Source organism: Porcincola sp. LCP21S3_C12, assembly GCF_052118625.1.
Taxonomy (GTDB): Bacteria; Bacillota; Clostridia; order Lachnospirales; family Lachnospiraceae; genus Porcincola.
The window spans coordinates 1-1,991 of the sequence record NZ_JBQKGW010000052.1 but is presented as its reverse complement, the minus strand read 5'-3'; the positions used below and the strand labels follow the sequence as shown (position 1 = coordinate 1,991).

The 1,991-nt window shown below is 47.6% G+C and carries 1 protein-coding gene; it reads left to right on the top strand.

The features are described 5' to 3' along the window. The first annotated feature begins 137 nt into the window (after positions 1–137). Positions 138–1,940: an IS1634 family transposase gene (locus ACTQ1N_RS12535; RefSeq protein WP_441956990.1), complete on the top strand. Its 1,803-nt coding sequence runs from the start codon at positions 138–140 to the stop codon at positions 1,938–1,940. Positions 1,941–1,991: the final 51 nt, after the last annotated feature.

Below are 1,991 nucleotides of genomic sequence, written 5' to 3'. Positions count from 1 at the left end.
TCTGAGTTTTAAGCCATTTGTACTAGTAACTACTGTCAAGGCTCTGAAAACAGCGTAAATTCAATACTTTTGAGGCTCAACTGCATTGCAAATCTCCGTTATTAGTAGTACAATGTACTAGTAAAGGAGATTCCGATATGGCACGTCCAGTTGATCCAGATAGTGGTTTCAGAGTCAAGATTCATGATAACGGTGGGCATCGCTATGCGAGCACCCAACCAGCATTTACCGATCCCGCAACAGGGCGGAAGAAATACCGCCGTCTACATTGGGGAGTCGTTGATGAAAACAATAAGTTCCATCCGGATAAGAACTACCTTCTGGCATCTCCGGAAGAACGTGCAAAACTGATCTTCCCAGAAGACTGGGATCTCAGTGAGATTGCTTCTCTTACCGGAAACCGCAAGCGTGGCCGGCCGGAGATAGAGTCTCAGGATGAGAACAGGCTGTACGGTGATATCTGGCTGCTCGAAAAGATTGCAGAACAGACCGGCATTCGGGATGACCTGATGGCCGTCTTTGACAATGACCTTGAAAAGGTCAATGCTGTGCTGACGCTGGCTTACTTTCCTATGTCAGGAAAGGGAACCTATCATCAACTGGCTGCATGGCAGCGAATCGCCAAAACACCATACCAGGGCGAGCTTTCATCTCCCTACATTACTGCACTGACTCAGAAGATTACAGAACAGGACCGTATGGCTCTGCTAAGGCTTCGGGCAAAAAGGCTCAGCAAACAGGAACTCTGCGCAGTCGATTCCACAAGTCGTTCAGCATGGGGAAGCAGCCTTGCGGACATCCACTATGGGAAGAACAAGGACCATCTTCCTCTTCCGCAGACTCTGGAAGTTGTGGTCTATACGCTTGATCATCACATGCCGGTGTACTATCGTACTTTTGCGGGAAATACACCTGATTCAAGAAGCCTTGAGACAATCCTCAATGACCTTGAACAGGCTGGATTCAGAGATATCGTTCTGATTACAGACCGTGGATACGAATCAGTCCGGAACCTTGAGATGTATATCGATAAAGGTCAGCGGATGATCATGGGCGCCAAGGTCGGACAGAAACTTATCCTCGACAAGATCCAGGCTTTCGGTAACTTCGGAGCCCATCCGGATGGGATGGAGGTCGCACCGGATGAACGTTTTTACTATAAACAGTATGATATCGATTACCAGATTGAAGGAAAGCGTGACAACGTAAAGAAATCCGAACGTCTGGAGATCAATCTGTACTTCGATCCGATACGAAGAGGCCAGGAGATACTGGACATCGATATCAATGTCCGGAATCAGCAGGCAGCCCTTACAGTGATTCAGAAAGACCAGACTCCTTTGGACGATGACCAGACAATCCACCGGGCTTACAACTTTTTCAAGCTGGACTATGATCCGGTCACGAGGGTTCTGAAAAGCTTTTCTCTGAACCAGAAGAAGGTTAATCAGGCACGACGGACTGCAGGTTTCTTCGCCAACATCACACATGGAATGAAGCTGACACCGATTGAAGCGCATCATCATTACCTGCTTCGTGACGAACAGGAGAAGTACTTTGCAATGATGAAAGGCATCATGGGCGCCGACAGACAGAGGAATTCATCGGAATCCGGTAAAGCCGGCCGGTTGTTTATTCTGTTTGTATCGCAGATCATCGGAAGCTATCTGAGCTATATCCGCAAGGCAAAGCTCTCAGATCAGTTCCATTCCGTTTCAGACATCCTGAATGAGATGCGCCCGATCCGGTATATCGAGCATCCGAATACAGTGGCTTACATCACTCCTTTCGTTGGAAGGCAGGTCGCAATCAGTGAAGCTTTCGACATTGATATCCCGGAAGGCTGTGCTCCGGAATACGTTGTCAGAAAGACCAACAAAGGTAAACGCGGAAGACCACGAAAAAATAAACAAGTGGTCAAAGAGGAGTCGGAAACTTAACTGACTCCTCACTTCGCGGAGTTTTTAGTACAAACAGAATTTAAACTCAGA

Excerpts from the sequence above, each read along its gene's own strand:
- ACTQ1N_RS12535 (WP_441956990.1), top strand. The coding sequence starts at position 138 with ATGGCACGTCCAGTTGATCCAGATAGTGGTTTCAGAGTCAAGATTCAT.